This is a genomic window from Streptomyces aculeolatus (assembly GCF_020400605.1).
Lineage (GTDB): Bacteria > Actinomycetota > Actinomycetes > Streptomycetales > Streptomycetaceae > Streptomyces > Streptomyces aculeolatus.
This window is the reverse complement of the sequence record NZ_JAINRD010000013.1, coordinates 29,723-41,478: the sequence shown is the minus strand read 5'-3', so window position 1 is coordinate 41,478 and position 11,756 is coordinate 29,723. Positions and strand designations below refer to the sequence as shown.

Below are 11,756 nucleotides of genomic sequence, written 5' to 3'. Positions count from 1 at the left end.
GAGTACGCACCCGGTGGGCCGGCTGGCAAATCAGTTCCGCGGACACGGCTCGCGGGGTGGCGCCCGACGGCGCGCGTATCGGGTACGCGCCGGTCGGCGCGCCCCGTGACGCGCCCCGTGTCCTCCGCGGGCGCTGGGGAGTTGAGCGTACGACACGTCCTGAAAGGGGCTCCCCATGCCTGAGCCGACAGCCCGTGCCGCCCTGCGGATCTCAGCCGCCACGATGGCGGTGCTGGCGCTCGGCGGGTGCATGACCGTCTCCGGCACCGGCCGGCCCGGCGCCCCCGACCCCGGCTCCGGCCGCAGCGGCACCGAGCCCGACGGCGGCGTACGGGTCAACGACGCGCCGTCCGCCGCAGCCGGCGGCACCGGCGCCGGCACCGGAGAGGCGGGCGGCGCCGGGGGCGCCGCCGACGAGCGGAGCGGCCCCGGGAGCCCCTCCGCGACGGGCCGACCGGGCGGCGGCGCGGCCGATCCGGCGACGCCGTCCCCCGGCACCGGCGAACCCTCCGCCGCGGGCGGCGCCGGCACCACGCCGGACCCCCCGCGGCCCACCACCCCGCGCCCCCGCCCCCAGCCCACGACCCCGGCCCCGACGACCCCGGCCCCCACCCCGACGCCGACCCAGACCCCCACGCTGACGCCGACCCCCACGGACGACACGGGCGGCACCGCAGCAGGCGCCGGCGGCTCCTCCCCCCAACTCCCCTCCGCCTGACGGCAGAGCGGCCGCGCGGGCTCCAGGTCGGCGGCGCCCGGCCGGAGCCCCCGCGCCCCGGCGGAACGCGTCATCACCCCGTCCCGCGCGGTGAGTTGCGTCATCGCCGTACGCGCGCCGGTCCCGTGCGGCCTCCTCGGCCGCGTCCCGTCAGCCGTACCCCATCGCGTGCAGCCGCTCGTCGTCGATGCCGAAGTGGTGGGCGATCTCGTGCACCACCGTGATCTCCGTCTCCGCGACCACGTCCTCCCGCGACTCGCACATCCGCAGCGTCGGGCCGCGGTAGATGGTGATGCGGTCCGGGAGCACTCCCGCGTACCACTCGCCGCGCTCCGTCAGGGGCGTGCCCTCGTAGAGGCCGAGCAGGCCGGGGTCGTCCGGCGGCGGCTCTGCCTCGACGAAGACCGCGACGTTGTCCATCAGACGGGTCAGCTCCGCCGGGATCCGGTCGAGGGCCTGCGCGACCAGTTCCTCGAACTCCTCGTTCGACATGTCCAGCACATGGCCCATTCTGCGTCAGGCCGCTGAATACCGTCGGGTCACACCGGGCATACGTTGCGAATGGCCCGCGAAGTGCCTTTTGCGGTCTCCCCCGTCCGCGCCCTGTTCGAGCGCCTGCGCCGCGCTCCCGCCCGTGTCCGCCGCTTCCCCGCCGCCGTCCGCCGACTGGCCGAGCGGGCGCGGGGGGCGCGGCGGGCACAGCAGGCGCCACCCGGGCGCCGGGGGCGCCGGCCGCGCGTCGAGTCGTCCCTCGTCGGGCGCCCCCACCCCTATGGCCGCGCCCTCGGCCTCGCCGCCGTCACCGTCGTCGGGGCCGGGCTCGGGCTGCTCGTCGTCGGCGGGATGGAGACGTCCGTCGGGCCCATGGACACCCGGATGGCGCTGACGCCGTCCCTCACCGGCGGCACCCGGATCGGCGTCGCGCCCCTCGGCGCCCTCGACATGGACAGCCACGACGGCCCCCTCCGCCTCGACGTGGCCGTGGAGCGGCTCGACCCCGACCGCTCCCGCGCGCTCGTCGCGCACCCCGAGGAGTTCTCCGGCCTCGAGGACGAGGTGACCGCCGACATCCGCCGCAGCACGTTCGATCTGGGCGTACGCACCGGAGGTGCCGCCCTCGTCGGCGCCACCGCGCTCGGGCTCGCCGTCTACCGCACGCCGCGCCGCGCGTTGGCCGCCGGCGGGCTGGCGCTCGCGCTGCTCGCCGCCTCCGGCGCGACCGCCTTCGCGACGTGGAACCCCAAGTCCGTGCTGGAGCCGAAGTACTCGGGGCTGCTGGCCAGCGCGCCCAGCGTCATCGGCGACGCGCGCAGCATCGTCACCGAGTTCGACGTGTACCAGCAGGAACTGGCCCGCCTGGTCACCAACGTCAGCAAGCTGTACGACGCGGCCTCCACCCTGCCCGCGTACCGGCCGGACCCCTCCACCGTCCGCTTCCTGCACGTCTCCGACATGCACCTCAACCCCGCCGCCTGGGGCATCATCCGCTCCCTCGTCGACCAGTACGAGCTGGACGCCGTCATCGACACCGGGGACACGATGGACCACGGCTCGGCCGCCGAGAACGTCTACCTCGACCCGATCGCCACCCTCGGCGTCCCGTACGTGTGGGTCCGCGGCAACCACGACTCGCTCGCCACCCAGGCCGCCGTCGAGCGCCAGAAGAACGCGCGGGTCGTGGACGACGGCGAGTCGGTGGTCGTCGCCGGCGTGCGGATCGCGGGCATCGGCGACCCGCAGTTCACCCCGGACCGCTCCGTCGCCGCGGCCGGCGACCCCGCGGAGACGGCGGCCGGCGAGCGGCTGGCCGCGGCGCTCACCGCGCTGCGGGACCGGGGCAAGCCCGCCGACCTGGCCGTCGCGCACAACCCGGTGGCGCTGGAGGAGGTCGACGGCCTCGTGCCGCTGGCGCTCGCCGGCCACCGCCACCACCGCAAGCAGCACGACCTGCCGGACGGCACGCGGCTGATGGTCGAGGGCTCGGCGGGCGGCGGGGGGCTGCGCGCGGTGGAGGAGGACGTACCGGAGAAGGTGAGCGCGTCCGTGCTCTATCTCGACCGGAGTACGCGCAGGCTGCAGGCGTGGGACGAGATCACGCTGGGCGGTCTGGGGCTGACGTCGGCGGAGGTCAGCCGCCATCTCGTCGAGGGGAACCGGCCCGGTGGCGCCGAAGGGACGGACCCGTCGCCCACCCCCGGCGAGGACTCTTGACAGCCCTCCCTCACAAGAATTAACTCAACCAGACGCGAACCAACAGAGTGCAACACGTCAGTTCATCGGTTCCCTCCTGCTCATCCGATGTGTAAGGAGCACCCGTGCCCATCCTCGGCCCGCTGGGACGGCGGCCGGCCGGCACCATGCTGACCGCGTTCACTGTCCTGGCCACCGCCTGGCTGACGCCCGCCGCGGCGACACCCGCCCCCGACTCCCCGACCCGTACGGCCGCGACCTCCGATGTCTGGACCGTGGCTTCACCAGAGAACAACAAAGATCAACTCACCGCCGACGTCGTACGCGACGACACCACCGGCGCCCTCACCCTGACCGTCCGCCGCGGCGCGGCCGACGTCCTCCCCGACTCCCCGCTCGGCCTGCGCACCAAGGACGCGGACCTGACCCGCGGGCTCGAACTCCTCGGCCGCGACGACCGCCGCGTCCACGAGAAGTACGCGATGACCACCGGCAAGCAGCGCCGCGTCGACTCCCCCATGACGGAGTCCCGCTTCGCGCTGCGCGGCGACGGCGGCGTCCGCATGGACCTCGTCGTCCGCGTCGCCCGCGACGGCGTCGCGTTCCGCTACGAACTGCCGGACTCCGAGGGCACCGTCGTCACCGGCGAGGCCAGCGGCTACCGCCTGCCGGCCGACGCGCCCGCCTGGCTGCTGCCGCACACCTCCTGGTACGAGGAGGTACGGAACGAGACCACCGCCGGCGGCGCCCCCGCCGACGACTACGGCTACCCCGCGCTCTTCGAACTCGGCACCGGTACCGCCGGGGCCGGGGCCGGCGCGAAGGCCGCCGACGACGGGTACGTGCTGCTCACCGAGGCCGGCATGGACTCCACCTACCCCGGCAGCAAGCTGGCGCACGCCGCCGGCAGCGGCGCGTACGACGTCGCGCTCGCCGAGGCGGAGGTCGTCTCGCCCGGCGACCTGGCCACCCCGTGGCGTACCGCGATCGTCGGGGACCTGGCGACCGTCACCGAGTCGACGCTCGTCAGCGACCTCGCGCCGGACGCGGAGTTCTCCGACACCTCCTGGATCCGCCCCGGCACCGTCTCCTGGTCCTGGCTCGTCGAGCACGACAGCCCGCGGGACTTCGAGCGGCAGAAGGACTACGTCGACTACGCCGCCGAGCACGGCTGGGAGTACACGCTCGTCGACGAGGGCTGGAGCCGTGAGTGGGTGCCGGAGCTGGTGCGGTACGCGCGCACCAAGGGCGTCGACATCCTGCTCTGGTTCCGCTGGTGGGAGGTGGACACGCCGCAGGAGATGGACACCGTCTTCGGCGAGCTGAACGACTGGGGCGTCAAGGGCGTCAAGGTCGACTTCATGAACAACGGCGGAGGCGAGCCGGAGGGCGTCGGCAGGCACGCCTGGTACGAGGACGTGCTCGCCGCCACCGCCGAGCACAAGCTGCTCGTCAACTTCCACGGCGCGACCCTGCCGAAGGGCCTCCAGCGCACCTGGCCGCACCTGATGACGTACGAGGCGGTGCGCGGGCACGAGTACTACTCCTTCGGCCAGGCGCTCACGCCCGCGTACAACACGATGCTGCCGTTCACCCGGAACATCGTCGGCTCCGCCGACGTCACGCCGGGCACCTTCTCCATGACCAACAGGACGCACAGCGACGCGCACGAGCTGGCGCTCCCCGTCGTGTACGAGTCCGGGCTGCAGCACCCCGCGGACAGCCCGGAGACGTACGCCGCGCTGCCCGGGGCCGAGCGCGTGCTCGACCAGCTGCCCACGGTGTGGGACGAGACCCGCTACCTCGGCGGGCGGCCCGGCGACGACGCGGTGCTGGCGCGCCGCGCCGGCGACCGGTGGTTCGTCGGCGGCATCCACGCGGGCGCGGCCGGCACCGCCGAGGTGGACCTCGGCCGGCTGGGCGCGGACGACGACGACCGGCTGCTCGTGGAGCTGGTGACCGACGGCGCGGACGGGCTGGCCCGCGAGACCCGCACGGTCGGCGGCGACGCGCGGCTGACGGTGCCGGTGGCGGAGAACGGCGGGTTCGTGGCGCTGGTCTGCGCCGCCGAGCGCGGCCGGACGACGTGCGACGAGCCGGTGCGTACGACGCCGGCGACCGCGCTCGCGATCACCCCCGCGACGGCCACCGTCGCGCCCGGCGACGAGATCGAGGTCACCGGCCGCTTCGCCGCCGCCGACGGGGAGTCCGCGACGCTGCGGAACGTCACCCTCGGCGCCCGGCCGCGAGCCGGCTGGACCGCGGCGGGCGAGGACGTGGCCCGGCCGGCGCTGCGGCCGGGACAGGCGCTGTCCGCGAACTGGACGGTCCGGGTGCCGGAGTCGGCGGAGCCGGGGTACGTGGACGTGCCCGTCGTCGCGGAGTACCGCGCGCCGGGGGCGGGCCCCGCGGAACCCCGGGTGCACGTCGAGCAGGCCGTGCGGGTGCTGGTCGCCCCGCCGGTGCCGCAAGGCGAGGCGCACGTGGGCGACCTGCACCTGCTCACGGCGACGAACGGCTGGGGCCCGGTCGAGGTCGACACCAGCGTCGGTGACGACGGCGCCGGCGACGGCGCGCCGCTGACCATCGGCGGCACGACGTACGCCAAGGGCCTCGGCGCCCACGCGCCGTCCCGCGTGACGGTCTACCTCGGCGGCGCGTGCACCTCCTTCTCCGCGCAGGTCGGCGTGGACGACGAGGTCGGCGACCGCGGCTCGGTGGGCTTCCGGGTCCTCGGCGACGACACGGAGCTGGCGACCACCGGCACCCTGCGCGGCACGGACGCCGCGCAGCCGGTGACGGCGGACGTGACCGGCGTCGACCTCCTCACCCTGGAGGTGGCGGACGGCGGCGACGGCATCAGCTACGACCACGCCGACTGGGCCGAGCCGAAGGTCACCTGCGGCTGAGCACCACGGCCGGCGAGCACGGCCGGCGACCGTCAAAGAGCGGCCCGGCGGACGAACTCCGCCGGGCCGCCGACGCGTGCGGCAAAGCCCTTTCCGTATGCGGGAGTCCGGGGGAATCTTCTTCTTACGCGCAAACCGGTGGAGCACGGCAAAGCGGGCGCAGACGTCGGAGGGCTTCAGAACACCGCGCTGGCGAGCACCACATGCACCGCCGTGCCGCCCAGTATCGACAGCAGCACATTGCGCCGCCACAGGTGCACGGCCACGGTGGCCGCCAGCGCGAGCAGCGCCGGCCACGCCGCCCCGGGGTCGCGCGGGGTCAGGTGGCGCAGGGTGTAGGCGGCGAGGATCACCATCACGCCCACCGGCATCGCCGCGGCCAGGTACGCCACGAGCGGACTGGACCGCAGCGGCGCCAGCACGGCGAACGGCAGGGCGCGCAGCGCCCAGGTGACGGCGACGGCGACCGCGACGGCGGCGAGCAGGTAGCCGGCGGCGGGGGCGTGGCCGGCGGGGACGTCAGACACGGGCGCCCGCCTCCCTTCTGCGTACGAGGGCGTAGCGGGCCAGGAGCACCGCGGCGAACAGCACGAACGCGGCGAAGAGCTGCCCGCCCGGCACCGCGAGCCGCGCGGCCAGCGCGCAGCCCAGCGCCAGCGCGGGCACGGCGCGCCCGGGCCGGTCGCGGAGCGCGTCGAGGGCCAGCACGGTGAACAGCGCGGTGACGGCGAAGTCCAGGCCCTCGGCGCCGGCGGGGACGGCGGCGCCGAGCAGCGCGCCGGTGGTGGCGCCGCCGGCCCAGTACAGGTGGATGAAGACCTGGAGCCACAGCACGCGGCGCCCCGGGTACGACTGCGCGGCGGGGTGCGCGGTGACGGCGTACGCCTCGTCGGAGAGCGCGAAGGTGCTGTACGCCCTGGCCGCGCGGCCCCGGACGCGGTGCAGCGGGAAGGACAGGGCGTAGAAGACGTGCCGGAAGTTGACCGTGAACGCGGTCAGCGCGACCTGCCCGAGCGGCGCCGCGGCGAGCACCAGGCCGAGGAGGAGGAACTCCAGCGAACCGGCGTAGATCAGGCCGGAGAAGACGCTCGCCCACCACCAGTCCAGGCCGGAGTGGACGACGAGGACGCCGAACGCGACGCCCATGGGGAAGGCGCCGAGCCCGACGGACCCGGAGTCGGCGAGCGCCCGGGAGAGGTCGGCGCGCAGCTGGCGTGGCATGGATCGATCCTAGAAAGATCCGCGGCTCATATGGTTGCGGATTATGGCGCTAAGCTGCCGCAGTGGGCAATGAACGAAAACTTGATGAACTCGATCGTGAAATTTTGCGTCAGCTCCAGCAGGACGGCCGGCTGACGAACGTCGAGCTGGCCCGCCGCGTCGGCCTGACGCCGCCGCCCTGCCTGCGGCGGGTGAAGCGGCTGGAGGAGGCCGGGATCATCACGGGCTACCGGGCACGGGTGGACGAGGAGGCGGCAGGGCGCGGGCTCGAAGTGATCGTGTCGATCGAGGTGTCGGTGAGCGACCTCGACACCCTCGCCGGGCTGGAGGCGACGATCGGCGCGTACGACGAGGTGGTGGAGTTCCGGCGGGTGTTCGGCACGCCGGACTACTTCCTGCGGGTGCTGGTCGCGGACTACGCGGCGTACGAGCAGTTCCAGACCGGGAAGATCATCGGGATCCCGGGCGTCGCCCGGGTCATCTCGCAGCCCACGATGAAGAAGATCAAGGTCGTGGACTGATTTCCCGGCGCGCTCCCTTTCGTAAAATAAATGGCCTGACAAAGAAGTGAGTTGGGAAATCGAATTCAATTCGTCGGATCTCTTGCTACGCGACTTGCGCCCGACTACGTTACGGCTCGCGTCCCTTGGCGCGGCACCTTTCGCCGCCGCCGGGAATTCCCCCACCGCAGGCCCGAACGTGAGGAAAGCCCTCGTGACGATTTCCAGACGCAAGCTCATGATCTCCGGCGCCGCCGCCTCCGCGGCCGCCGCGGGCGGCGTGTTCTCCGCCCGGCTCGCCGGTGCCGCCGAGGAGCCCGCCGCGGCGGCGAAGCCGGGCACGGCGCCGGCCGCGAGCCCCGTCGGCGACGTGGTCGGCAAGGTCACCGTCGGCTACCAGGGCTGGTTCGCCTGCCCCGGCGACGGCGCGCCCATCAACGGGTGGTGGCACTGGAGCCGCGACATGAGCCGGCCGCCGTCCCCGGACAACACGACCATCGCGTCCTGGCCGGACATGCGCGAGTACGACCACACGTACCCCACCGCCTACCAGGACCTGAACGGCGGCGGCCCGGCCGCCCTGTTCTCCTCCTGGGACGACCAGACCGTCGACACGCACTTCCGCTGGATGGCCGAGAACGGCTGCGACACCGCGGCCCTCCAGCGCTTCAACCCCTTCGGCGGCGAGGGCGCCACGCGCGACGGCATGGCCCAGAAGGTGCGCGCGGCGGCGGAGAAGCACGGCCGGAAGTTCTACATCATGTACGACGTCACCTCCTGGACGCAGATGCAGTCCCAGATCAAGGAGGACTGGACGACGAAGATGAGCGCGTACACGTCGTCCGGCGCGTACGCCGTGCAGAACGGCAAGCCGGTCGTGTGCATCTGGGGCTTCGGCTTCAACGACGACGGCCGCCCCTTCGAGCCCGGGCCCTGCCTCGACGTCGTCAACTGGTTCAAGGACCAGGGCTGCTACGTCATCGGCGGCGTACCCACGCACTGGCGCACCGGCCAGTCCGACTCCCGCCCCGGCTTCCTCGACGTCTACCACGCCTTCCACATGATCTCCCCGTGGATGGTCGGCCGGATCTCCGACGTCGGCGGCGCCGACCACTTCTACGCCAACGTCAACGGCCCGGACAAGGCCGACTGCGACGCGCACGGCATCGACTACCAGCCGTGCATCATCCCCGGCGACCTGCAGAGCGGGCACCGCGCGCACGGCGACCTGATGTGGCGGCAGTTCTACAACCAGTGCCGGCTGGAGGTCGCCGGCTTCTACATCTCCATGTTCGACGAGTACAACGAGGCCAACCAGATCGCCAAGACCGCCGAGACCGCCGCCCAGGTGCCGGCCGGCTCCGGCATCCGCGCGCTCGACGAGGACGGCACGTCGTGCTCGTCGGACTACTACCTGCGGCTGACCGCCGACGGCGGCCGGATGCTCAAGGGCGAACTCGCCCTCACCCCGGACCGGCCCACGCAGCCGCGCGCCTGACGCGCGGCCCGATCGCGCCGCACGGCGCCTGATCGCGCCGCCGGACCCGCGCGCCGGCGCCCCCGCGCGCGGGTCCGGCGGCGACCGGGGACCGGCGGCGCACGCGCACCACCCCCCGAGTCCTTCCGTCGCACGAACGACCTTCGAGGTAGTGGACATGTCCGGAGACATCACCCGCAGAGCCACCGTGAAGACCGCGCTCGCCGCCGCGGGCGCCCTGACCCTGGGCACTCCCGCCCTGGCGTACGCCGCCCGCCGCGCGGCAGCCGACCCCGGCGCCGCCTGGCGCCTCTGGTACGACAAGCCCGCCGCCGACTGGGAACGCGAGTCGCTCCCGCTGGGCAACGGGGCCTTGGGCGTCGGCGTGTTCGGCACGCTCGCCTCCGAGAAGCTGACGCTCAACGAGAAGACCCTGTGGACCGGCGGCCCCGGCTCCGGCGGCGGCTACGACTTCGGCAACTGGCGCGAGCCGCGGCCCGGCGCGCTGGAGGCCGTGCAGGACCGGCTCGACGCCGAGGGCCAGCTCAGCCCCGAGACCGTCGCACAGCAACTCGGCCAGTCCAAGCACGGCTTCGGCGCGTACCAGATCCTCGGCGAGCTGCTGCTCGACCACCCGTCCGCGCCCGGCGGCCCCGACGGCTCGTACTGGCGCGACCTCGACATCGCCGAGGGCGTGGCGGCCGTCGCGTACGCGCACGAAGGGGCCGACCACCGCCGCGAGTACTTCGTCTCGCACCCGGACTCCGTGGCGGTGGGCCGGCTGACGGCGAGCCAGCCGGGGCGGGTGTCGTTCACCCTGCGCTACGCCTCGCCGCGCAACGACTTCCAGGCCACCGCGAGCGGCGACCGCCTGACCGTCCGCGGCACGCTCCAGGACAACGGGATGGTCTTCGAGGCGCAGATCCGGCTGCTGTCCGACGGCGGCAGCGTCTCCGCCGGGAACGGCACGCTGACCGTGAGCGGAGCGAACAGCGCCTGGTTCGTGCTGGCGGCCGGGACGGACTACGCCGACACCTACCCGGACTACCGCGGCGCCGACCCCCACGACCGCGTCACCGCGGCCGTCGACCAGGCCGTCCAGGCGGGCCACGGCACGCTGCGCGAACGCCATGTCGCCGACCACCGCGGGCTGTTCGACCGGGTCGCGCTCGACATCGGCCAGCAGCAGCCGGCGCAGCCGACGGACCGGCTCCTCGCCGGGTACGGCGGCGGCTCGGCGGCGGACCGGGCGCTGGAGGCGCTGTTCTTCCAGTACGGCCGCTACCTGCTCATCGCCTCGTCGCGGCCCGGGTCGACGCCGGCGAACCTCCAGGGCGTGTGGAACAACGTCACCAACCCGCCGTGGAGCGCCGACTACCACGTCAACATCAACCTGCAGATGAACTACTGGCCCGCCGAGACCACCAACCTCGCCGAGACCACCGTCCCCTACGACGAGTTCGTCGACGCGCTCCGCGCCCCCGGGCGCGTCTCGGCGCAGGAGATCTACGGCAGCGGCGGCTGGGTCGTGCACAACGAGACCAACCCCTTCGGCTTCACGGGCGTCCACGACTGGGCGTCGTCCTTCTGGTTCCCCGAGGCAGCGGCCTGGCTGACGCAGCAGATGTACGAGCACTACCGCTTCGACGGCTCGACGGACTACCTGCGCACCACCGCGTACCCGGCGATGAAGGAGGCGGCCGAGTTCTGGCTCGCCAACCTGCGCACCGACCCCCGCGACGGCAAACTCGTCGTCACCCCCAGCTACTCCCCCGAGCAGGGCAACTTCACCGCGGGCTGCTCGATGTCGCAGCAGATCGTGCACGACCTGCTGACCAGCACGCTGGAGGCGGCGCAGACCCTCGGCGACAGCCCCGACTTCCGTACGCGCCTGGAGCAGACCCTCGCCGACCTGGACCCGGGGCTGCGGATCGGGTCGTGGGGCCAGTTGCAGGAGTGGAAGGCGGACCTGGACGACCAGAACAACGACCACCGCCATGTCTCGCACCTCTTCGGCCTGCACCCGGGGCGGCAGATCGAGGTGGGCAGCCGGTGGGCCGAGGCGGCGAAGGTGTCGCTGACGGCGCGCGGCGACGGCGGCACGGGCTGGAGCAAGGCCTGGAAGATCAACTTCTGGGCCCGGCTCACCGACGGCGACCACGCCCACAAGATGCTCAGCGAACAACTCAAGTCCTCCACGCTGCCGAACCTGTGGGACACCCACCCGCCGTTCCAGATCGACGGCAACTTCGGCGCCACCTCCGGCATCGCGGAGATGCTCCTGCAGAGCCAGCACGGCCCGATCGAAGTACTGCCGGCCCTCCCCGGCGCCTGGCCCTCGGGTTCGGTGACGGGCCTGCGGGCGCGCGGCGGCGCGACGCTCGACATCACATGGTCCGGCGGCCGGGCGACCCGCATAGCCCTGCACGCAAGCCGCACCCGCCAACTCACGCTGCGCAGCGACCTGCTGCCGGGCGGCGAACAGATCATCGACGCCGTAGCAGGCCAGACCTACACCTACGGCGGCTGACCGCCCACCCACCGCCCGGGCCCGCGATGTGCGCCGCGGGCCCGGGCCCGGGCGGGTCCACGCAGCCGCCGAGGACAGAAACTCGCGAGCCCCGCGCAGCGGGCCGCCGGTGCGCGCGGTCGGCGGGGCTGTGGTCGGGGATGGGTGGTGGCCGGGTGTCCGGGGTGGGGATTGCGCTACCCGGGGGCGGGGGTTCTTCGGGTTCTGGTGG

9 protein-coding genes are annotated in these 11,756 nt (G+C 73.6%); 6 read left to right on the top strand and 3 right to left on the bottom strand.

Annotation, left to right across the window (positions count from 1 at the left end; all coding sequences use genetic code 11):
• Positions 1-175 precede the first annotated feature (175 nt).
• A complete protein-coding gene (locus LG396_RS21495) occupies positions 176-718 on the top strand; it encodes a hypothetical protein (RefSeq protein WP_225795995.1) in 543 nt (180 codons plus the stop codon).
• 150 nt (positions 719-868) lie between these two features.
• Here LG396_RS21495 and LG396_RS21490 read toward each other — a convergent pair whose 3' ends face one another.
• Positions 869-1,219 carry a metallopeptidase family protein gene (locus tag LG396_RS21490; protein ID WP_018843887.1) on the bottom strand — a complete coding sequence of 117 codons (351 nt, stop codon included), beginning with the start codon at positions 1,217-1,219 and terminating at the stop codon, positions 869-871.
• Between the two features lie 60 nt (positions 1,220-1,279).
• Between LG396_RS21490 and LG396_RS21485 the strand changes: the two genes are divergently transcribed.
• Together LG396_RS21485 and LG396_RS21480 are read left to right on the top strand one after the other, a co-directional pair.
• The gene (locus tag LG396_RS21485; RefSeq protein ID WP_225795994.1) at positions 1,280-2,929 is read left to right on the top strand and encodes a metallophosphoesterase family protein; all 1,650 of its coding nucleotides are present in this window, start codon (positions 1,280-1,282) and stop codon (positions 2,927-2,929) included.
• Positions 2,930-3,033: 104 nt separating this feature from the next.
• The gene (locus LG396_RS21480; RefSeq protein WP_225795993.1) at positions 3,034-5,817 is read left to right on the top strand and encodes an NPCBM/NEW2 domain-containing protein; all 2,784 of its coding nucleotides are present in this window, start codon (positions 3,034-3,036) and stop codon (positions 5,815-5,817) included.
• Positions 5,818-5,993: 176 nt separating this feature from the next.
• Here LG396_RS21480 and LG396_RS21475 read toward each other — a convergent pair whose 3' ends face one another.
• Both LG396_RS21475 and LG396_RS21470 read right to left on the bottom strand, forming a co-directional pair.
• Entirely contained in the window at positions 5,994-6,344 is a 351-nt protein-coding gene (locus LG396_RS21475; protein ID WP_037743843.1) for a branched-chain amino acid transporter permease, read from the bottom strand.
• Positions 6,337-7,038 carry an AzlC family ABC transporter permease gene (locus tag LG396_RS21470; RefSeq protein ID WP_225795992.1) on the bottom strand — a complete coding sequence of 234 codons (702 nt, stop codon included), beginning with the start codon at positions 7,036-7,038 and terminating at the stop codon, positions 6,337-6,339. The genes LG396_RS21475 and LG396_RS21470 overlap by 8 nt, the downstream gene beginning before the upstream one ends.
• Positions 7,039-7,142: 104 nt before the next feature.
• On the opposite strand from LG396_RS21470, the gene LG396_RS21465 reads away from it, so the two are divergent.
• From LG396_RS21465 to LG396_RS21455, 3 genes are all read left to right on the top strand, one after another.
• Positions 7,143-7,559, top strand: coding sequence for an Lrp/AsnC family transcriptional regulator (locus tag LG396_RS21465; protein ID WP_443729181.1), 417 nt, complete (start codon positions 7,143-7,145; stop codon positions 7,557-7,559).
• A gap of 217 nt (positions 7,560-7,776) precedes the next feature.
• Positions 7,777-9,036 carry a glycoside hydrolase family 99 protein gene (locus LG396_RS21460; RefSeq protein ID WP_263979446.1) on the top strand — a complete coding sequence of 420 codons (1,260 nt, stop codon included), beginning with the start codon at positions 7,777-7,779 and terminating at the stop codon, positions 9,034-9,036.
• A 157-nt stretch (positions 9,037-9,193) separates the two neighbouring features.
• Positions 9,194-11,545 (top strand): glycoside hydrolase family 95 protein, encoded by a 2,352-nt coding sequence (locus LG396_RS21455; protein ID WP_225795989.1) that lies wholly within the window; start codon positions 9,194-9,196, stop codon positions 11,543-11,545.
• Positions 11,546-11,756 lie beyond the last annotated feature (211 nt).